Genomic DNA, 21,197 nt, shown 5'->3' with positions numbered 1-21,197 from the left:
GTAATGAATAATGTAGCCTATTTAATCAGTATTGCGATGCTCTTTGGCTATGGATTATTTCAGTTGGCTGGTGGAATTTTTGATGTGCCAACCCATCGGGAGATTAAAACACTGATGGTGGTGGGTAAAAAAAAGAAGGAGAAGGTGAACGTTCTCGATGCCTTTGTTTTTAAGGTGTCTCATCTGTGCCTTCCCTATGTCCGGATTAATGCCTATAAGCACAAAAAAATGACCAACGCATTAAAATCTTTGGGGTCAATGGACACACCTGAAATGGTCTATGCGCGAGCTTTTGTGGAATCCAGCCTGTATTGTGGAGTGGGTTTGATCCTGATATTTGTCCATCCGATTTTTACCTGTGTTCTGGTTTTCTATGCAGTTCAGCGGTTTGCTAATCAAATTGGGAAGATTGATCAACTGATGCGAAAACGACGTGACAAGATTGAATGGGAATTACCCCGATTTGTCAATACGGTTCAGCAGGAGATTAAGCAGCGCCAGGACGTTCTGGCCATTCTGGTGGACTACCGGAAAAACTCAGACGGTGAATTGGGTAAAGAACTGGAAGTGACGATTGCGGATATGAAAACGTCGGATTATGAAAATGCCATTTCACGGTTGGATGCCCGGGTTGGAAGTTCACTATTATCGGATGTGACTCGGGGTTTAATTACGGTCTTGAGGGGTGATGATAGTGTGGTTTATTTTGAACGATTGGGGATTCAATTTCGATCTTTTGAAAAGAATCGATTGAAAATGGAAATGATCAAACGTCTGGAAAAAATCAAGAAGTATCCGTTTTTTTTATTACTTACATTTTTACTCATGGTGGTTTACGCCATTGGTTATGACATCATGACAACACTGCCAAAAATATTTTAAAGGAGGTTTTGGGTGAAAGTTGATAAAGGTTCAGCCATATTGGAGTTTTCGGTATTCTTCTTGCTGGCGATGTTTGTTTTAACTCTTATTTTAGGTGTTTTGCCAGTCTTTACCCAGTATCAGAAGTTAGACTACATCGCACATGAAGTCCTGCGAGATGCGGAGCTGGTGGGAAATACCGGATCAGCGGTGCTCGATACCTATAAAGACATGCAGACGATCACCGGTCTTGAGCCGAAAGATATCAGTTTTGTCGGGACACATTATATTGGTGGAACGAAAAATGTTCAGATCAATGATCCCATTCAGATTACAGTGAAATCAGATTTTGTCTGGTTCAGTAATTTCATCGGAGATGGGTTTAACATTGAACTGGTGGCCACCGCCAGCGGTCGAAGCGGGGTGTACTATAAATGATGGGATGGGTAAAGCGTTTAAAAAAAACGGATGCCGGGTTGACTATTCCTGTTATTGCGGTGCTGTTGTTAATCCTGCTAATGCTGTTCTGTGCGATGTACGAGTATTTACGGGTTGTGACCATCGTCATGCAGCTGGATCAGGCGGTCGAGTTGTCAGTTCAGGGTGTTGCCAAGGAAAATTGGGAGGAAGTCTATCAGGGGATCCGGGAAGGCTATGCTGGAACGTACACCAAGGCCGAGTTGACGGATGACTGGGAAGAAGTAATGAACAGGGAACAGATCCTTGCTCAGATGAAAAAAATGATCGACTTTAAGGTGGATGGCAATACCTGGGTCAAGGAAGATGATGCTGGTGAAGTGCTGTTCTCCTTAAAGCCAAAGGATACAACGGTTAAGATTACCAACACCCAGCTGGCAGCTGCCGAAGGGGATGCCCTCACCGTGGAAACTACTAATACCATCTCGGTGCCCTGGCGGTTTTTGGGAACGATGTTTAATGCGCCACCGATTGTGGTGGAGCGAGTAACCGTATCCGGATACACACCGAAGTTTTAGAAGATATAGTGAGAAATAAAATTCAGAAACGTTGGGAGGGAAATAAATGTGATAAATAATATAACTGAATTAAAGACGATGGTTCAGATAGAGGTAAATGAGGAACATCCTTGTTTGCTGGCAAAAACGAAACCGCTGGTTGATATTTTAAATGAAATTCAACCCAATGATTACTGGCATACGGATTATTTTCATGCTCCATTTAATGAAAAAGACATGAAACCGATCCTGATTAAAGGTCTGCACTACCTGGAAAGATTTCAAAAACACTACATTCAACGCTGTTACGAGGAAAAAATAATAGCCCCTTACTACACACGGGAGATAATGGGACGCCAGTTTATGATGGCCTGTAAAGCTCTGATGGCCATTGAAACGGGCCACTATAAGGATGCATACCATCGTTTATGGTATTGCGTTTCGGGACACGGTATCTATCATATGGATTCATGCATCAATTTAAACGAGTATTTAATCTATCGTTCTTTAATCAGTTGTTTTATTCAATCACTACTAAAGCAGGAAATGGTGATTAAAAAAGAAAAATCTGATAGAAGGAGAAAAACCTTTGGATAGTATGCCGGTTGGAAACAGGGATTGAAAAAAGAAAACAGCCTGCTTGTTAAATGTTTCCGATGGGAAAGAAATTTGTCGGCAATAAAAATAAATTTAAAAATATTAAAATTAAACCTTGACAGGAAGTTGATTATGGTGTATTCTGATATAATTTTTAGATGATGAAAGAGAGAGGTAAAATGATGAAAACAAATGTAGCAGCTCTAACCACCTGGTTGGCAAAAACAACGTTGAAACAGCGGATTGTTCTTGGTATTGGCGGAGTCCTAATGACTGGCATGATTGGCCTTGGCATTTATACACTTTTACCCAACAATACAGATACCTGGCAGTCCACTGCCGATGAAAAAACGGTGAAGGTTCAGGATATTAATACCGAAAAGACAACAGCCGTAACCACCACCCCGGTGGAAAGCAAGGTCGTCGAAGCCCAAACCGTGACCAATGATAACAGCACTGTGGTAGAAAGCAATGTGACCACGGTTGATACCCCGGCAATCGCATCAGAGCCAGTCTACACCAATGAAGACACCGGTGGACGTTATGAAGCACCCCAGGACACCTATGTTGAACCAGCCTATGAAGCACCAGCTTACACCGAACCGGCAGCTGACAGCGGTGGGGGATGGAATGGAGACTTAGGAGCGACACCAATTGACAGTAGTGGTGGAGAGAATGGCGGAACATTTGTTGGTAACTAATTTAAGATAAGAGCATAAGGACAATTTTCGGATTGTTCTTTTTTTATGCAGAAAATAAGGAGGAATGAATGGACGTGCGTATAAATAGTCGCCTGAAGCCACTCTGGTTGCTGGCGCTGATTGCTTTATTGACAGGTTTTTTATGGGGAATAACTCCCATGGTGGCCCGGGCTGAAGATAATTCCAGTACGGTTCCCGGGAACCCCACCTATACCGAAGATGCTTTCTATTACTCAGATCAATACATGTGGAAGGCATCACTTTTCGTGGCCAAATCGGATACGGTCAATAAGGATTCATCCAACATGAATGATTTTTACCGAATTGGCAATCAGGCCGTTTATCTGACCCCGGTTTCCAATTGGAATGGTTGGGCTGGTGGTTCCCGACCGTCAAACATGTCAGGACTTTTCTTTTCAAAAGAAAACAAGGTCGATACCCTAATGGAACTTCAAAGCAAAGGCGGGGATGTTAATGCTTTGGATCCGATACAGCTTGCTTCAGGTAGTGGTGTGTATATTATGACAGATTCCGATGTTCCTTATGTACCACAACTCAGTGATGGCGATATTTATGACAATGGTGTTATTTATGGGGAATCGGTTGGAAATATTACCAAGGTAGCTCATTATTTTAGTGATCCATATAAAATATTTGGTTTGCTAAATTATTATGCCGGAAAACAAGGAACATCCAGAGAAGAATTAGTTAAAAATCTTGAGTTTACCATTGATGGTGAAACCAGAACAGGTTGGAATCCCGAAGGGATTCTACCAAATGTAATAAATGACAATCCTACTAATCAGGTCGAGTGGTTGATTGTTTATGAGCCGGTGAGTATCGTCTATGTGAAGAATACCGCCCATCCGGGATCCTATTATGGCTATGCGCTATCAGCTACTGATTTTGCAGTTTCTCAGATCAAACACCAGATGGACTGGCGTTACGATGAAACCCGCTGGACAGCCTGGGTCGGACAACAGCCGGATGCCTGGAAAGCGAATGAGAATCGGCAGCATGTGTCCCGGTTGGCTTTCCTGCTGATGGGGAATTCAGTTATTACCAATAGTACCTGGTATGGGTTGGCAGCTGGCTCCGGGGTGGATCAGAATGCTGCCATACCCTTTAATCGCTGGTTTAGCGATCAACAGGTTAAATATGGCGGTTGGGGGATGGCTCGGGCGCTTAAACCAGCCGAATACAATAAGCCCCGGGATAACGATTATCGGCCCAACACGGATGTTATTTTAAGTACCCCGGTCTATTCCAATATCAGCGCCACCCCGGGGAGTGAGCTGACGGTTACCTATAAGATCAACGGCGAAGTGATCGGCACGGATTCCCTGGTGGCGCCAGTAAAAACCGAGTCCTACAGCTATATCAAATGGCATACTCCGGACGTGAGTGCGGTGACCAGCTATGATCTGGAAATGTCGATCTCACCCTATCCGGAGGGCACCATTAACTCCGGTGGAAATGAGTATACCCATCGGACGCTGACAATCCGGCCACTGGAGGAAAGCACCCCACCGGATCCGAAAGTGGATGATACGCTGCCAACCGATCTGCCGGCCAACCTGGTACCGCCAATCAGTGTGCCCGGGGAAGATACGGCTGATGAAACAGTGGCACCGGTGATTAAATCGATCAAGGCCGTAACGGAAGCACCGTATTATAAGAATGAAACGGTCAAAATTGAGGTCGTGACCAATCGGGCCACGAAGAATCTGACCTTTACCAATACAGACAGTGGCGTCGGGAAACAATTTGGTTCCGATTCCCTGGGTGACGGGATGCTGATTAGCCGGTCGGTCAATGAACTGGCCAATGAGATTGTCTGGACGATTGAGTTTGTTCCGGTCAACCTGGGAACTAATCATTATGCGTTTAAATCTTTGAGTGCTGCGGCCGGAGAAAGCGAAGTCTTTTCCTATGATGTTGAGGTAGTCGTTGATCCGGATATCCCGGTTATCTATGATGTGCTCATCAATCCAGTACAGGCTTTATATACCTTATATGAGGAAGTTGTTAAAACACCCCTTACCTACGAGGTCTACTTTAATACAAACGGCGGTAATGAAATATCTACCCAAAGCGCTGAATATAATACGCTGCTGACGGAACCCGGACAGCCGGTAAAGGAAGGTTACTCTTTCAAAGGCTGGTTTAAAGATAGCGGTTATAGCGAACCATGGAATTTTGAATCGGATCGGATTATGGGGGTCACCACACTCTATACTAAATGGGAAATTAACACCTATACCGTCCATTTTGATTCCCAAGGAGGATCCGATGCCTTTAGTCCCATTACCGTGGAATATGGCTCAAATATTGAGGAACCGACACCAAGCCCAACCCGTAGCAATTACACTTTTCTGGGCTGGTTCAAGGAGATCGGATGCAATACGCCATGGAACTTTACCGAAGATACCATCACCGGCGACACTACCCTGTATGGTAAGTGGGATGCCACCGCCTTAACGGTCACATTTGATTCCCAGGGCGGGAGCTTGATTGGTTTAATACATACTGATTATGGCACAATGATTTCCAAGCCGAATGATCCGCATAAACCGGGATTTACCTTTAAAGGCTGGTATCAGGAGGCAGCGTGTAACACCGTTTGGACATTTGTCAGTGATCGGGTGAATTCAGATTTAACCCTGTTTGCTAAGTGGGACGTTAACCTTTATACGGTGACATTTGATTCCCAGGGCGGGAGTGCGGTGCTGGATCAGAAAGCACAGAATGAATCGGTCACTTCAAAACCAGCCGATCCGTTAAGAAGTGGATATTCCTTCGGCGGTTGGTTCAAGGAAGATTCCGGTACCACTCCCTGGGACTTTACGGTTGAAAAAGTCACCCGGGACATGACCTTATTTGCTTTATGGACAACGGATGAAGCAGCTATAGAATTTGTCACGAACAATGGTACCGACGTACCCAAAATGATTGGCGCCACCGATCGGGAGATCCTGGACACCAGTATGCCGATCACCGTTCGGGACGGTTATACTTTTTCGGGATGGTTTGCCCATAGTGATTTTAGTGGAGATGTGATCACAGCGCTGCCCGGGAAGTATCCTATCGGCACCACCATTTATTACGCCAAGTGGACAGCAAACCCGGCTTTTATTGAGTTTGTGACCAACGGTGGCAGCGACGTTGCGACGATGACCGGCGTGACGGATCAGGCGATAACACCGACGACGATGCCGGCAACGAGCCGAGCCGGATACACGTTTTCCGGGTGGTTTGCAGAAGCTGATTTTAGTGGGACAGAAGTGACTGCCTTACCAGGACAATATCCAATTGGTACGACGACCTATTATGCCAAATGGACAGCAAACCCGGCAGCGATAGAGTTTATCGTTAACGGTGGTAGCACAGTAAGTAATATGACCGGTGTAACGGATCAGGAGATTTCAGATACGACGATGCCGACAACGAGTCGAGCCGGCTATACATTTTCTGGTTGGCATCAGGAAGCGGATTTTAGTGGGGCGGAAGTAACGGCCTTACCAGGGCAATATCCGATCGGTACCACCACCTATTATGCCAAATGGACAGCGGATCCGGCTACCATTGAGTTTAATGTCAACGGTGGCAGTGAGGTAACCACGATGACTGGGGTGACAGATCAGGCGATAGCACCGACGACGATGCCGACAACGAACCGAGCCGGTTATACCTTCTCCGGGTGGTTTGCAGAAGCTGATTTTAGTGGGGTAGAAGTAACGGCTTTACCGGGGCAATATCCAATTGGCACCACAACTTATTATGCCAAGTGGACAGCAAATCCGGCAGCGATTGAATTTGTTGTTAATGGTGGCAGCACGGTAAGTACGATGAACGGTGTGACGGATCGGGCGATTACTGATACGACGATGCCAACGACCACAAGAACCGGGTATGTTTTTGAAAACTGGTATGAAAATGGTGATTGCAGCGGTGATCCGGTTACGATTTTACCAAATGCATTTCCGGTTGGCACAAAAACCTACTATGCCAAATGGACACCAATTAAATACGCAGTGAGTTTTGATTCTCAAAGTGGTAGCGCAGTGGATCCACAAATGGTTGATTATGATACCCTGGCGGTATCACCAGCATCACCGACACGAACCGAGTATACATTTTCGGGGTGGTACCAGGAGAATGGCTGCACAACACCGTGGAATTTCTCAACCGATAAGATCACAAATGATGTTACTTTATATGCGGGCTGGATACTGGGGATACCGGACGCCAGTGTTCCATTGGAATATTGGAGCTGGGCGCAGATTAACCGGATTGCAGAGTTGGGGTTGGGCGAATCCTATTTTGATGTTGGTGAGACTAAGACTGTAAGTATTGCAGGAACAACATATATGTTTGCCATATATGATTTCAATCACGATGAAAGAAATGAGAGTGGAAAAACCAATATTACGTTTGGAATGCAGGGTCTAATGGTGGATAAACACTATGTAAATCCAAGTAAAACAAATAACTATGGCTGGGACGGTTCTGATGTTAGGGCATATTTGAATGGAACAACAACAATCAATCAATATAAAAACTATACTTCAAGTTCTGTTATTTCAAAAATGCCTTCAGATCTCAGGTCAATAATTATACCAGTAAAAAAATATACATCAGGAGGGCATCTTGATCAAACTATAAAAACGTCTGTGGATAATATATTCCTATTTAGCAATGAAGAAATTTACGGCACAAATACTAATTCTCTAGCTGGTGAAGGTTATAAATATTCTATCTTTACAAATAATGCGTCGAGAGTTAAAAAATATCCCAACGCTAGTCTCGGCTGGTGGTGGACTAGATCACCAGTTTACGGATGGTCAACTAATTATTTAGCTGTAAATACAAATGGTGGGGTATATGATTGGTTGTTGAGCAATGCAGATATACACAGTGGAATCAACTTCGGCTTCGCTATCGGTAACGCCCCCACGAACACCTACCCCGTCACCTACAACACCAACGGCGGTAGTGCCATTTCATCAACGACAGCAACCCTCAACACACTCCTGACCAAGCCTGCTGTTCCGACAAAATCCGGATTTACGATTGTTGGCTGGTATAAGGACGCAGGGTTAACGCAACCATGGGATTTTGCGAACGATAAGATAACCGGGGCGACGACCCTTTATGCGAAGTGGGTATCACTCTATACGGTGACCTTTAACGCACAAGGCGGTAGTGCTGTAGGATCAAAAACAGCCGCTGCAAATACGACAATAACCTCGCCTGGGAGCCCGGTGCGAACGGGTTATAGCTTTGGTGGTTGGTTTAAGGAGTCGGGTTGTACGAACGCCTGGAACTTTGCTAGCGATGTGGTGACGTCCAATCGAACGCTTTATGCAAAATGGACAATTAACACATACACGGTTTTGTTTAATAGCAATGGAGGAAGTGCTGTAACGGGCACTTTGGCAACCCTCAACACCACGATCACCGCACCAACCGCACCAACCAAAGCGAATGCGATCTTTGATGGGTGGTATAAGGATGCTGGGCTGGTTTCTAACTGGAATTTTGTAACGGATAAAGTGGTAAGCAATATGACGCTTTATGCGAAGTGGAAGACATTGCCGCCAATGGGTAATCCGTTAAGTTCTTATACATGGGATGAAATCGGGATTATTGCGGATGAAGGGTTAGGCGATGTTTACTTTAATGTCGGTGATACAAAGGATATGGCAATAGAAAGGATAGTTGGATCGACTGAAGTAGTCACTGTGCAGATTTATGGATTTGATCACGATGAATTAAGTAGCGGTAGTGGTAAAGCCAATATTACATTTGGCTTAAAAAACGTCATGCGTTGGTCAAATTCTTATAACACATATCTATATCCAAATAATAACGGAGGTTGGAAAGATAGTTCTATTAGAGCAAATTTAAATGGTATTGTAACGACAAATCAAGAAACTGACTTCACGGGTAATCAATCGATATATTCTAAATTACCTTCAGACGTGAGATCAAATATTGATTCGATTAAAAAATACTCTTCAAATGGATCAGGAAGCTTATTTACAACCAACGACAAGTTATTTTTATTCAGCGAAAAAGAAGTTACTGGTGCAAATACTGGTAGTTTAAATGGTGAAGGTGAAAGATACGAGATATTCACGAACGCAAATTCAATGATTAAAGCGAATCCGGAAGTAAGTATTGGAAATTGTTCTTGGTTATTGAGATCGCCAACTGAAAATCTTACTAATCATCTTGGTATTATCACACAATATGGTGGTTATTCGAGTTTATCAAGTGGAAGCGCATATACGACCTTCGGCTTCTGCATGGGAACCGCCAAAGACCTACCACGACAGGGCACCGCACTAAAAGACTGTTCATGGCAACAGGTAGCGAATGTAGCAAATGCTGGAAAAGGCGATGATTATTGGAATGTTGGTGACACTAAAGATATGACCTTAAGTACCGGTGAAGTGGTCACGATGCAAGTGTACGACTTCAACCATGACGATAAATCAGATGGGGGTGGGAAAGCGAATATAACCTTTGGTATGGAGAATTTATTAAATGAAAAACATAGTATGATGAATGCCGTCGGAAATAACGGCGGTTGGAGCGAGTCTGAGATGAGAGGGTGGCTAAATGGTATAGACACAATTTATTCGGTACCTTTATATACTCCTGATCAAGATTACAGTATGATGCAGTCGAATTGTTTTCTCCCCAAAATACCAATTGTTGTAAGAAATAATATAGTGGAGGTACATAAATATACGTCAAATGGGGCCAATGATAAGGATACAATGATAACAACAACGGACAAATTATTTTTGTTTAGTCAAGAAGAGGTGTTTAATTCAAACAGATCGCAACCCGCAAATTCTACTCAGGTGACTTTAAATGGAGAAGGTTATCAGTATAAAATATTTGAATCAGGTTCGAATCACGTGAAACAAATCAATGGAACAAATGCTATATGGCGACTCAGATCACCATATTATGGTGAAACAACAGGGTTTATTGGAATAATTGAGGGTGGCGAAAACACATGGCTTAATGCTCTGGGAGCTTACGGCGTATCTTTTGGTTTTTGTCTTGGAACCGCCCCAAAATACACCGTCACCTTCAACTCACAAGGCGGCACCACAGTATCATCTAAAACAGCCGAAATAAACACAACCACATCCTCCCCGGCAACCCCCACAAAATCCGGTCAAACCTTCGCCGGCTGGTTCAAAGATGCTGCCGGCACGACCGAATGGAATTTCATAACTGATAAGGTAACAGGACCCACAACGCTTTATGCTAAATGGATCACCTTGCCGGCAATCGGAACGTCACTTGAAGCGTGCAGCTGGGATCAGATTGCTTATATTTCAAAAGCGGGGTTGGCAAATACTTATTTTGATGTGGGGAATACAAAAAACATCACCCTTTCTACCAATGAGGTATTGACCATGCAAATCTATGACTTTAATCACGATGATAAGAGTGATGGAAGCGGCAAGGTTGGGATTACGTTTGGAACGAAGAATTTGATGGCGACAAGCAGAGTCATGAATCCAAACGGAACTAATTATGTCGGCTGGAACGGCACGGATTTAAGGGGATGGATGAATGCCATCAACACTATTTACGCCAGCACGGACTATACGAGTGGAACGACTTCGCTTCATTCTCAGTTACCTGCCGATCTTCGGACTGCCATCAAACCCGTTAAGAAATTAACATCAGGTGGCGATAACAATCAAGTGCTCGTGACGTCCAATGACAAGATTTTTACATTCTCTGAAAAAGAATGTTTTGGCACAAATTACTATACTATTGCTGGAGAAGGGACTAAATATCCGATCTTTACGGATAACGCTAGCAGGATTAAAAAGTTAAGCAACGGAACAGGAAGTGCTATGTACTACTGGGGTCGTTCCCCGTATTCGAGCAACAACACTAGTTACTTTGGAGTCCACAACGATGGATCATACGTCAACTACGGTAACAATCCTGCCCACGCCAACTATGGCGTTGCATTCGGCTTCTGTGTCTAAAAATCAAATAATATTAACAAAAGAAGTGATCGAGACTAAAGTTCAAACTCGATCACTTCTTTATTGAGAAAGGAGAAATACATGAACAGAAAGCAAACTGTCTTTCTTGCATTGTTGGCTATCTTACTTTGCACACCGATTTTTTCACCATTCGTCTATGCTGAAGGAGCCAAGGCTTTTATCGGCACAGCCGGTACATCGGGAGATAATATTACCATTACCATCAGCTCCAATAAGGACGTTGATCAAATTCTGATCAACTCTGGTACTGGTGAGTTCCTACTAACCCCGCAAACTGAATACAGCGATGAGCAGATAAAAGGAAATAATCAGGTGATGGACATGAATGGGGATCTTCAGGTTAATTCTGAAGATTACGATATTCTAAAAGCTCATGTCGATGGTGGTTGTAAAGACTATACCGCTAGGGAGCGGTGTCCCCATTGTGGAGCAACTGATGTGAATGATGATGGGATCATCGATACGAAAGACCTGGAAATGCTGCAAAGCCATCTGGATGGCAAGTGTCAGCTGGAGGACTGTTATTTTCACGGTACCCGGATCAATCGTAAAAATGATCCCGATGATCCGAATCGATATATTTGGTCATTCTCCTACACCCCGACAATCCGGGGAACGGATCACATGACCTTTGAACCCCAGTCGATTACGTCAACCGGGATCCGCACCGGCGAAGAAAAAGACTTATCGGTCAAGGCCGAGGAATTTAAAAACCCGGAGATCATTCGTGCCGGCGTATTACCGAATCAGAATAAATACCTGATCAATACAGCGGTTAAGGTTTATGCCGTCACACCGCTTGAAACCGATCAGGTAATCTTTAAAACAAACAGTGCCACCTTTGTTGTCGACACTCCGGAATCCATTGATTATGTCAAAGCTGAAAAAACCTGGAGTAAAACCTACAATCCGGGGACTGCCGGCAATGAAACTATTAAAATTACCGGTCAGGGAGTGCAATCAGGAAGCGCCTTTCTGGATAGTGCAGTGCCGGTTGATTTTACCGAGCGGACCGTTGATCCCCAGGTATTGAGTACGTCCAATAGTGTACAAACCCACTCCTATTCCTGGACAACCTCCAGTACCGACGTCGAAGGGAAGGTGACAACCACCACCCATACCTATTACTGGTATACCATCACCGCCACCGCCATAGCCAACGCCGACACGGAGTATGTGGTATTTAACACCCCGGGGGGAGCGGTGACCGACAACAGTTATTCCATATCCGGCAGCAACCGGATTTTTTCAACCGCCTGGGACAGCACCAACAGCGGAGAGAGCGCTTCGGCAGCGGCCTATTGCTATATCAGCGAGAAACCAGTGATTAAAAACAAGTATCAGGTCAACTTCGATCCACAAAGTGGGAGTCAGATCACACCGATTACCGCCGAGTATGATACTCTGATTACCAAGCCGACCAATCCGGCCCGATACGGTTATTCGTTTTCCGGATGGTACAAGGAAGCCCGTTGTATCAATGCCTTTGATTTCAATAGTGACAGGATCCGGGGGGCAACGACCCTTTTTGCCAAATGGACGATCAATGATTATCAGATCAGTTTTGATACCCAGGGAGGCAGTGCATGCGCTTCAGTCACGACCAAATATGACTCGACGATCAACCCGCCAACTCAGCCGACACGAAATAATTACACGTTTGGGGGATGGTTCCGGGATGCCGGCTGCACAAGCCCCTGGAATTTCACCATCGACAAGGTACAGGGGGATATTACACTCAAAGCCAAATGGATACCGGTGGTCTATAAAGTCACCTTTAATACCAAAGGCGGAAATGAGATCCCGGCAATCGGGGTGAATTATGACAGCATCTTGCCAGCAATCACCCCGCCGGTACTCACCGGCTACTCATTTTCTGGTTGGTTTAAGGACAGCGGATGTACTCAGGCATGGAATCACGCCGGTGATCGGGTTACCGGGCCGGTGACACTTTACGCCAAATGGTCAATCAATCCGTACCAGATCAGTTTTGATGCGATGGGTGGCAGCACCGTGGATCCGATTGTTACCAACTATAAAACCCTGATAACACCTCCCGATCCACCAACACGGAACGGTTTTACGTTTGTGGGCTGGTACAAGGACTTCGGCTGTACCAATCCCTGGCGGTTTGATGCTTATCCGGTATATGAAGATACGAAGCTGTATGCCAAATGGAAAGCGAATTGATTTCTTTTTCAATCACCAAGGAGGAAAAAAATGAATAGAAAGAAGCGGTTTAGCAGGGTTTTTACCCTGCTTTATTTATTGGGATGGTTTATATTGCCAACCCCGGTTTTTGCCCATGATACCATTATCGCCAATCAGATCACGGCGATCCAGGACTCAGAAAAGACCTTTACCATCACGGTTGGCCATCTGAATGCTGCAAACGGCATTGCTAGTCTGACCTGTAAGGTCTGGAGTGCAGCCGGGAGTCAGGATGATGTGAAGACCGAAGCCATGACGCTAAACGGCGATGGTTCTTATACGTATACGGTCGATCTGGAAAAGGATCATAGTATTGAAGATGTGGCCAGGGTCAAACACTATGATAAAGGCATGTATTACATTGAAATTTACGGTGTGGATAACGGTGGAGTGACGGGATTGGTGGATACCACCTATCTTGTGATCCGATCCGATGCCAATGAATGGAAGCGCCACAGCTATGACGGCTCAAACTTTTATGAAGACACCTATCGGGCGATTCTGACGGTGACCCCGGAGATTAAAAACGGAACCCAGGAAGCCAACAGTGGCGCCAGTTTTAAATCCGGTTATGGCTATGTCCTGAATTTAACCACAACGGTTGCCGGCACCGGCGATGCCAAAGCGGATAAATGGTTAGCCGGAGCGCAGAATGCCAGTACCGTTTTTCCGGAGTTTAATTTTAAAACCGGGGTAACGGCAAAGGACAGCTTTAATCAGTTTAATCGCCTGTCTGACTGCACGGGGATTACAAATAACAGCAATCTGTCGAACTCGGTACTGGAATTAAAAACAAATCCCTTCTCGGCCAGCAGTGCCCGGGTGCATTTTACCCCATTGTGGTTTCCGGATAATACCGAATATACGGTTTATTCCGAGGTGTTCGATGCCTGGACACCTGGGGGGATGCTGGGGACAACGACTACCAACAGCGTCAATATCAACGGAACTGTATATGACGATTGGCAGGTCAATAATAAAAAGTAGGGGGATCCGGTGAGAAGCAAAGAAAAGGTGCTCCTGCCCATTAGACCGGAGTATGCACAGGGGATCATTGATGGCAAGAAGCACTATGAGTACCGGAAAAAGATCTTTAAAAAACCGGTTAATACCATTGTCATGTACGTGACCAAACCGGTGGGCTTGATTATTGGGGAGTTTACCATTAAGCGGATTATGGTGGACACGCCGGAGTCTATCTGGCTGGAAACAGAAGCCGAAGCAGGGATTAAAAAGAAGGACTTTGATGCCTATTTTAAGGGTCATGACAAAGCCTATGCGATTGAATTGCTCGACGTAATGGCTTATCACACCCCCATCAATCCATTTCTGGTATGGAACCATTTTGTACCACCACAGTCATTTCGGTATATCTGAAAGAGAATGAAGATTTGCTGTTTTTTAAAACTTTTGTTATGAGTAAGATTCAAGTTAAATATAGCTTACTCAATAATATTTAGTTAGAGTTTTATTATTTTTAAGGAGTTAATTAATGAAAAGCTTCAAAGAATTAAAAATTAAGAAAATAGGAAAACCCATATCCTATTTTTTAGTTGTATTGTTGAATATTGTTTTTTGTTTGATCGAAATGTTCATATTTTTGACTGGAATATATTATCTCACTCAAAATTACGACATTGGGTTTCCAATTTGTGTTGTTGTTTACTTGTTGTTAATTGGCATTCATAGCTATTTAGTTTTGAAAATAAACTAAAACAATAAAAACAAGTATTGGGGTAATTAAATATACCCCATTTTCTAACAAGGCATAGATAGGATCAATATATTTAAGTACATTATATCGTGAAGGAATCAGTAGTTTAATTAGTCGATTGCATAAAATGAATAGAAAGATAAAGTAAAAAATGATAAGCAATGAGCAGAAGCTCACTAATAAAGAAGTATCTGGTGTTCTTGTTAAAAATACCTCGAAAGGATAGATACTCCAATATTGTAAAGCAACCACCAAGCTAAAAGTCATAGATATGTAATAAAAAATAGTTCCGAAGTTTGATGTTGGGTTAGATGCATTACGAAATATCACGGAAAGTATGAGCAAAATGCTTGACAAAAAAATTGCAACCATACTAAAAATTACGCCTAAATCTCTAACTGTTGAATAGAAGGACATAAGAAAAACTGAGAGATTAAAGGTTCCATCAACCACTGGTGCTTCAAAATTTGATATGTAAAGTAAGATTACAGAGATTAAGAAAATAAATGATGTTGCATAATCAATTATTTTAGTGAGTGTATTCCTTTTAAATGGTTCTGTTTGTACAAAATTATTGATTTGCGTGTAAATTATAGGGCCATTATAATTTGTCAATGAGGAATAATCACTGGAATTTTGCCTTTTAAAAAATTCAATAAGCTGAAAAATAAAAGCAATAATCGGTATTGAAAAAGTCACGATGTTTCGAATGTTTTCTAATAAAGACATTAAAATCCTCCTGTAGAGATGTTTCTTTTAATTATATCAAACAATAAGATAAGCTACAAATTCTATTAATGAACAAAAAGAATAAATTATGAAACTTATTTCGAGATTATTCTAATGTCAAACAGGATTTTTTAAATTTATTGGAAATCATTAAAAATTTAAATTCAGGAGGGTGAGGATGAATATAAGTACGGCAAAAAACGGATGTGAGCGGTTATGCCCGCTCAACCAGGTCTTTGAGATCGGGCAGACTGTCAAAACAACAGGTACAGGATTGGAAGGGGATAAATTTGATAAAAACAAAAAAGTATCGAAGCCGGGAATTGTCCTGGACTGTTATGATTTCTTTGTCTTAGTGCAATTGCAGCATTCTAAAAAATGCTTCTTTTATAATCAGCTGGAGATCATTACGAAAAAAGAATACCAGGATATGATCATTAAAAAACAGAGAAATCCAATCAAGGTACTGCACCATGGGGCGCACTAATGAAGAATACCATCGTTTTATCGCATTGCCTTTTGTGAATGAGACATTAAAAATGGAAGTGTGGGATAAAAGTCGGTGGTTGTTTTATCTGGATCGTGATAACCAGAGTGTTCCCTATGTGGTGATTGAAAAAGAAAAGACGGATCAACGAGTGGTCCGGTCTACTCGGGATTTAATGGAAGTGGAAGCGCATTTATTTTCTAACGAAAAAGATGCGCTTATTTTTATGAATAATTTTAAAGGAGAATAGAAATGGCAAATGGACAAAATGCAAGTATGAGTGTTGGAATGGATCAGATTTTACAGCTGGGTGAGGTGACCGCCAGAATATTGTATGCCATCGTGGAATCGGAAAAAGCGAAAATGCAGAAGCAGCCTGTCGGGGTGCCGCAAGCAGCTGGAAAACCGGCTATGAATGATAATAAGGGTGACGTCAATGCAGTCAAATCTGAGAATCAGGCGGTGTTGGAAAGTGCTGACAAGCCCATTGATTCAGAGCTGCTTGACAAGCTGGATAGCGCATTTAAAGAGTTCCTACTGGTTAGTCGGGAAGTGATCCAGCAAACCCGGGAGCCAGTAATTGATTTAAAAAATATGGAACAGCTCATTGATCCCAACCCCATTACCCGGGAAGAAAAAACGTTGGTCAAAGAGATCAATGCGTTGGATCAGGCGGTGGAACGTACTAATAAAACCCTGGAGCAGTTTTCCGAAGCAGCCCAGGACAGTCGGATCCCCCGGCGCACGGTGATTCGTTCCCTGGGTGAGAAGATGATCCAGATCGATGACAAACGCATTGCGGTAGGTCAGGGCATCGAAAACTATTTTTCTAACGTGACCAATCGGGCACGGATCGGCTTTGCAACCTGGATGGTTAATCAGTTCGACGGCATTAATAGTCGGTTTGAACAGATCAAAAATGTGGCCAATCAACAGATTGATGAAATCAACCGGGCGGAAAAAAATAATCCGGATCGGGAAGCTGTAGCTGCCGAAGCCGTTGAAAACATTCAAACGAAAACCCTGTCGCTGGACTCCAACTCGCCAGAAATCGATAAAATCAGAGATCTGCTGCTCATCATGGAAAACACCATGTCGGATCTGATGCGGGCCATTCATGCGATTAATCAATCACCCTCAGAAACCCGAACCGTCAGCAATGACGCCAATCCAATAAACACTAGCGAAGCAGCTAAAACAAAGGATAATGATGCAGTAATGATGGATGATCAGGTGATGGCCAATGCAGCGATTACGGATCGGATCTATCACGTTGATGAATATGGACTGATGCTTTTAGATCTCCATGACGGGTTTGATTCCGATCCACAAAAACTGGCAGATTTCATTCAGTTTTCTACCCGCTTCCAGCAGTACACCACCAAGAATCAACAATTGATCTTTGCTCAAAATGCTAATGCCATCCAGGTAGCCAATGTTCATGACTTATTAGAGAACGGCATAAAGGTTTCGGAGGGTGAAAATCCGATCCAGGTCTTTGTTCCTAATGATGGAAAAGAAGGCCCCCGGTTTGTGATGGGGTCGATTTATGACATTGCTCAAACTGATTTGCCGGAAAGTGAGTATCCCGATATAAAAAATAGCCAGGAAATGGTCGATAATCCGATGCTGACTACGGGGATATTGGAATACTGCGCCAAGAATATTAAACCAAACAGTAATGGATTGGAAGGCCAGTATGAAAGGCAGGGGGTAGCGCTGATGCTTCTGGCCCGGAATAATCTCAAACCTTCGCAAGATTTAAAAGCAAAGCTGGAAAAAACATACCAGGCATATCGGGAAAACCTTCAAGGATCCCGGAGTGATCAGCAAAAGCGACGGGATGCGACCTTTAAATCAATGAATAAAACATACCAGGATCATGTGGAGGAGCTGGATCAGTACTTAAGCTATCAACCGGTTACGCCAGAAGAAATAGATCTTAAACGGGAACTGGAGGAAAGGCAGGAGGAAGTTTGGGAACAGGAAATGTAATCCTGTTTCCCGAGGAAACAAAAAACTAAATTGAAACTTGTTTCCCGAGGAAACAAAAGTCGCAAAAGCTAAAGCTGTTTCCTCGGGAAACAGAAAATAAAAGGAAATGGAGTCGAAATGGATAAAATCATCCCTATTATTATTTGTTGTGTGGGCGTTATCGCTCTGATTATCATGAATTTCTGGAATAAGAAAAATAAGACGGTTCAATTCAAAGGAAAAAAGAAGGAGCCGGAGCACAATAGCGTGCACGATTTTATTAATGTCAAAGATATTAAAGGAAATTTCCTTTATACCAAAGACAATAATATCTGTGCCTATTACCGGGTGGATGCCATCTCTCTGGATTTACTGTCTCAAAATGAAAAACGCTCACTGTGTAAGCAGCTTTGTACACAGATGGCACCGGAATCCTCCTGGCGCTTTCTTTCCGTGGAAAGGCCGGTAGATATCTTTCCTTTGGTAGAAGAATACTCCCGGATTTGGACCCAAACCACCGAGCCAGTGGTTAAGGACATTCTGGGAAAGGAAATGCTGGAGATGCATCACTTTGCCGAATCCGGCGAAATCGTTCAGCGTCAGTTTTATTTCGTCGTTTGGGAAGATTATGAAGTCGGCATTGAACGGGATTTTCTCAAACGGATTACCGATATTGAAAGCCGGTTGGCAAGTGGAACAATCACCGGTGAGATTTTAAAGCAGCAGGAAATTGTCAGACTTTGCAATTTAATCAATAATCCGGCCTATTGCCATCTAGAAGATATGGAATATGGCACCCAGATTACAACAATTATGGATTTATATAAGAATAGTCATGAAAGTCAGTTCATAGTAGAAGATCAAACACAGGAGGTCGCATATGCGTAAGCACGAGAAATCACGAGAAAGTCGAAAAGAACGGATGGCACAGGAAAAACCAGTGAAGGAAAGAACACCCTCAAAAGAACGGCGGTCATTTTTTGAAAAAAGTGAGGAAAGTCACCCGGAACAGCCAAAACGGGTGTCTAAATTTGGTCGGACAAAAAAAGATGAAATATTTGAAAACAAATCCCTGATGAATATCATCTCACCCATCAACATGGAGATTAAGCCGAATGAGTTGTGGATTGGTGAATACCTGGCTCGGGTATATGGGGTGATCCAATATCCGGCTCATCGGGATTATGGCTGGTTGGGTAAACTGTCCAATATTCCCGGTACAGTCTTCTCCATTGAGTTTGATAAAATTGAAAATGCCGATTTTATTAATAATCTTAACAAATCTGTTAATCAGCACCGAGAAAAGGCCCAGGAAGCCAGAGGGAAGGATGCTCTGGCTGAGATGAACGCAATAAAACGGGAGGATGACTCGGTTAGAATGCTTAAAAATATTGAGTTTGAACAGGAAGTGGTTGGCAGTGTCGGAATAACCGTTATGCCCATGGCCAATGACCGGGAAGTCTTTAATAAGATGTGTCGAAAGGTTCAAAGTACCTTTCTAATGGAAAAAACGAAGATTCGTTCCTTTCCCTATTTGCAAAAGGAAGCTTTCCGAAATCTCTTTCCAGCCTGCACTCAGGAAAAGAACGTTCAACAGATTATTAAAACAGTGATGCCCATTTCATCCGTTTTAGGGGGCTTTCCCTTTGCCAGTTGTGGTTATAACGATCAGGAAGGATTTCTATATGGCAAGGACTCCACGGGCGGTCGAGTTATTCTAAATCTTTGGAAGCGTGGCAAGGATCGAACGAATTCTAACGTGGTCGTTCTCGGTGATCAAGGTTCAGGGAAATCAACGATCATCAAGAACATTGCTTTGATGGAATACGCCATGGGAACCCGGATCATCTTCATTGATCCCGAACGAGAGTATCAGGATCTGTGCCGAAATCTTGGCGGTGACTGGATCAACGCCGGAGGGGATGGCAAAAATATGATCAACCCCCTTCAGATCTTGCCATTGGAAGAAGATATGTATATTGAAAAGGATGATGAGAAGGAAGCAGGAACGCAAAAAGAAAAGGATACTCGTAAATTTGGTGCAATGGCCCTACATTTGAAGACGCTGGACGTCTTTTTTTCGTTGTACTTTAAAGATCTTACCGATATTCAACGAGCGCTACTTAAGGATTCAGTCATCACTCTTTACAACCGTTTCAATATCTTCTGGGACACGGATGTGACGATCATGAAAAATACCGATTTTCCAACCTTCAAAGATCTGTACGATTTGCTGATCGAACGGGAAGAAGCCGAACAGGAACGGGGAATCAGTGAAAAATCTTATATGGACTACCGGGATCTGGCTATTATCTTTAAAGATCTGGCCATTGGGGGGGATTCTTTCTTATGGTCGGGCTATACCTCAATTAAATCCGCTGCCCGGTGTGTGTGCTTGGATACCTTTGATCTGAACAATTCATCGGATACCATCAAATCCACCCAGTATTTTAACCTGTTGTCCTGGGCATGGCAGGAAATGAGTCGAGATCGTCATGAGCGGATCCTTCTGGTTTGTGATGAAGCCTATCTGATGATTGATAATCGGGTGCCTCAAAGTATGGTATTCCTGCGAAATGCCATGAAACGTGACCGGAAGTACGAAGGTGGGATCTTGATTGCAACCCATGCCGTTGATGATTTTCTTAACCCTGCCATTAAAATATACGGCCAGGCGCTGTTGGATCAGCCTTGTTACAAGATCATGCTGGGGACATCTGGACAAAACCTTCAGGACTTGAAAAAACTCTATTTCTTAACTGAAGCCGAGCAGGAAGTCTTAACCGCCAAGCTCAGAGGAAAGGGACTCTTTATCATCGGTCGGGATCGGATCAGCATGTCCTTTGATGTGGCGGATTACAAGTTTAAGTATTTTGGGGATCGGGGTGGTCGGTAGTC

The 21,197-nt window shown here is 43.4% G+C and carries 15 protein-coding genes; 14 read left to right on the top strand and 1 reads right to left on the bottom strand.

The window, feature by feature from the left end:
- Positions 1-3 precede the first annotated feature (3 nt).
- The 9 genes from Q7J41_RS07220 (at position 4) to Q7J41_RS07180 (ending at position 14,772) form a co-directional block, all read left to right on the top strand.
- Positions 4-882 carry a secretion protein F gene (locus Q7J41_RS07220; RefSeq protein WP_304886622.1) on the top strand — a complete coding sequence of 293 codons (879 nt, stop codon included), beginning with the start codon at positions 4-6 and terminating at the stop codon, positions 880-882.
- 12 nt (positions 883-894) lie between these two features.
- Positions 895-1,299, top strand: a complete 405-nt coding sequence (locus tag Q7J41_RS07215) for a DUF4320 family protein (RefSeq protein WP_304886620.1) — start codon at positions 895-897, stop codon at positions 1,297-1,299.
- Entirely contained in the window at positions 1,296-1,856 is a 561-nt protein-coding gene (locus Q7J41_RS07210; RefSeq protein ID WP_304886618.1) for a hypothetical protein, read from the top strand. The genes Q7J41_RS07215 and Q7J41_RS07210 overlap by 4 nt, the downstream gene beginning before the upstream one ends.
- Before the next feature lie 48 nt (positions 1,857-1,904).
- Positions 1,905-2,432: a hypothetical protein gene (locus Q7J41_RS07205; protein ID WP_304886616.1), complete on the top strand. Its 528-nt coding sequence runs from the start codon at positions 1,905-1,907 to the stop codon at positions 2,430-2,432.
- 179 nt (positions 2,433-2,611) lie between these two features.
- Complete coding sequence (locus Q7J41_RS07200) at positions 2,612-3,133, top strand: hypothetical protein (protein ID WP_304886615.1); 522 nt, start codon at positions 2,612-2,614, stop codon at positions 3,131-3,133.
- Positions 3,134-3,201: 68 nt separating this feature from the next.
- A complete protein-coding gene (locus Q7J41_RS07195) occupies positions 3,202-11,163 on the top strand; it encodes an InlB B-repeat-containing protein (RefSeq protein ID WP_304886614.1) in 7,962 nt (2,653 codons plus the stop codon).
- A gap of 81 nt (positions 11,164-11,244) precedes the next feature.
- Positions 11,245-13,374 carry an InlB B-repeat-containing protein gene (locus Q7J41_RS07190; protein ID WP_304886611.1) on the top strand — a complete coding sequence of 710 codons (2,130 nt, stop codon included), beginning with the start codon at positions 11,245-11,247 and terminating at the stop codon, positions 13,372-13,374.
- Between the two features lie 30 nt (positions 13,375-13,404).
- Complete coding sequence (locus tag Q7J41_RS07185; protein ID WP_304886609.1) at positions 13,405-14,382, top strand: GBS Bsp-like repeat-containing protein; 978 nt, start codon at positions 13,405-13,407, stop codon at positions 14,380-14,382.
- 9 nt (positions 14,383-14,391) lie between these two features.
- The gene (locus tag Q7J41_RS07180) at positions 14,392-14,772 is read left to right on the top strand and encodes an ASCH domain-containing protein (protein ID WP_304886607.1); all 381 of its coding nucleotides are present in this window, start codon (positions 14,392-14,394) and stop codon (positions 14,770-14,772) included.
- 316 nt (positions 14,773-15,088) lie between these two features.
- Here Q7J41_RS07180 and Q7J41_RS07175 read toward each other — a convergent pair whose 3' ends face one another.
- A complete protein-coding gene (locus tag Q7J41_RS07175; protein WP_304886606.1) occupies positions 15,089-15,838 on the bottom strand; it encodes a hypothetical protein in 750 nt (249 codons plus the stop codon).
- 178 nt (positions 15,839-16,016) lie between these two features.
- Between Q7J41_RS07175 and Q7J41_RS07170 the strand changes: the two genes are divergently transcribed.
- The 5 genes from Q7J41_RS07170 to Q7J41_RS07150 all read left to right on the top strand — a co-directional run bounded on the left by Q7J41_RS07170 (position 16,017) and on the right by Q7J41_RS07150 (position 21,195).
- Positions 16,017-16,325 carry a hypothetical protein gene (locus Q7J41_RS07170; RefSeq protein ID WP_304886604.1) on the top strand — a complete coding sequence of 103 codons (309 nt, stop codon included), beginning with the start codon at positions 16,017-16,019 and terminating at the stop codon, positions 16,323-16,325.
- Positions 16,312-16,575 (top strand): hypothetical protein, encoded by a 264-nt coding sequence (locus Q7J41_RS07165; protein ID WP_304886602.1) that lies wholly within the window; start codon positions 16,312-16,314, stop codon positions 16,573-16,575. The genes Q7J41_RS07170 and Q7J41_RS07165 overlap by 14 nt, the downstream gene beginning before the upstream one ends.
- 2 nt (positions 16,576-16,577) lie before the next feature.
- The gene (locus tag Q7J41_RS07160) at positions 16,578-18,320 is read left to right on the top strand and encodes a hypothetical protein (protein ID WP_304886600.1); all 1,743 of its coding nucleotides are present in this window, start codon (positions 16,578-16,580) and stop codon (positions 18,318-18,320) included.
- A 117-nt stretch (positions 18,321-18,437) separates the two neighbouring features.
- Complete coding sequence (locus Q7J41_RS07155) at positions 18,438-19,187, top strand: hypothetical protein (protein WP_304886598.1); 750 nt, start codon at positions 18,438-18,440, stop codon at positions 19,185-19,187.
- Positions 19,180-21,195, top strand: coding sequence for a VirB4 family type IV secretion system protein (locus Q7J41_RS07150; protein WP_304886596.1), 2,016 nt, complete (start codon positions 19,180-19,182; stop codon positions 21,193-21,195). Before Q7J41_RS07155 ends, Q7J41_RS07150 begins: the two co-directional genes overlap by 8 nt.
- Positions 21,196-21,197: the final 2 nt, after the last annotated feature.

The sequence above is a fragment of the Acetobacterium sp. genome, from assembly GCF_030652775.1.
GTDB lineage: Bacteria > Bacillota > Clostridia > Eubacteriales > Eubacteriaceae > Acetobacterium.
Note: the sequence above shows the minus strand (reverse complement) of the source record. Positions and strands in the feature narration are given on the sequence as shown.

What these genes read in the sequence shown, in the direction of transcription:
- Q7J41_RS07170 (WP_304886604.1), top strand. Translation starts at nt 16,017, where the DNA reads ATGAATATAAGTACGGCAAAAAACGGATGTGAGCGGTTATGCCCGCTC.
- Q7J41_RS07175 (WP_304886606.1), bottom strand. Translation starts at nt 15,838, where the DNA reads ATGTCTTTATTAGAAAACATTCGAAACATCGTGACTTTTTCAATACCG.
- Q7J41_RS07195 (WP_304886614.1), top strand. Translation starts at nt 3,202, where the DNA reads ATGGACGTGCGTATAAATAGTCGCCTGAAGCCACTCTGGTTGCTGGCG.
- Q7J41_RS07190 (WP_304886611.1), top strand. Translation starts at nt 11,245, where the DNA reads ATGAACAGAAAGCAAACTGTCTTTCTTGCATTGTTGGCTATCTTACTT.
- Q7J41_RS07210 (WP_304886618.1), top strand. Translation starts at nt 1,296, where the DNA reads ATGATGGGATGGGTAAAGCGTTTAAAAAAAACGGATGCCGGGTTGACT.
- Q7J41_RS07155 (WP_304886598.1), top strand. Translation starts at nt 18,438, where the DNA reads ATGGATAAAATCATCCCTATTATTATTTGTTGTGTGGGCGTTATCGCT.
- Q7J41_RS07200 (WP_304886615.1), top strand. Translation starts at nt 2,612, where the DNA reads ATGATGAAAACAAATGTAGCAGCTCTAACCACCTGGTTGGCAAAAACA.
- Q7J41_RS07150 (WP_304886596.1), top strand. Translation starts at nt 19,180, where the DNA reads ATGCGTAAGCACGAGAAATCACGAGAAAGTCGAAAAGAACGGATGGCA.
- Q7J41_RS07160 (WP_304886600.1), top strand. Translation starts at nt 16,578, where the DNA reads ATGGCAAATGGACAAAATGCAAGTATGAGTGTTGGAATGGATCAGATT.
- Q7J41_RS07165 (WP_304886602.1), top strand. Translation starts at nt 16,312, where the DNA reads ATGGGGCGCACTAATGAAGAATACCATCGTTTTATCGCATTGCCTTTT.
- Q7J41_RS07220 (WP_304886622.1), top strand. Translation starts at nt 4, where the DNA reads ATGAATAATGTAGCCTATTTAATCAGTATTGCGATGCTCTTTGGCTAT.
- Q7J41_RS07185 (WP_304886609.1), top strand. Translation starts at nt 13,405, where the DNA reads ATGAATAGAAAGAAGCGGTTTAGCAGGGTTTTTACCCTGCTTTATTTA.